The organism is Neisseria sp. HMSC070F02, assembly GCF_001814225.1.
GTDB classification, from domain to species: Bacteria; Pseudomonadota; Gammaproteobacteria; order Burkholderiales; family Neisseriaceae; genus Neisseria; species Neisseria meningitidis.
Genome location: NZ_KV815420.1, coordinates 1 through 229 on the forward strand (window position 1 = coordinate 1; position 229 = coordinate 229).

Consider the following 229-nt stretch of genomic DNA (forward strand, 5'->3'; position numbering starts at 1 on the left):
ATGCCGTCTGAAGGTTCAGACGGCATCGGTGTCGGGGAATCAGAAGTGGTAGCGCATGCCCAATGAGACTTCGTGGGTTTTGAAGCGGGTGTTTTCCAAGCGTCCCCAGTTGTGGTAACGGTATCCGGTGTCCAAGGTCAGCTTGGGCGTGATGTCGAAACCGACACCGGCGATGACACCAAGACCCAAGCTGCTGATGCTGTGGCTTTCGTGATAGGCAGGTTTGCTG

The 229-nt window shown here is 55.9% G+C and carries 1 protein-coding gene; it reads right to left on the bottom strand.

From position 1 onward, the window contains the following. Window positions 1-39: 39 nt before the first annotated feature. Window positions 40-229, bottom strand: a 190-nt coding sequence (locus HMPREF2959_RS05155; protein WP_002252919.1) for an opacity family porin, incomplete at its 5' end; no start/stop codon positions are given.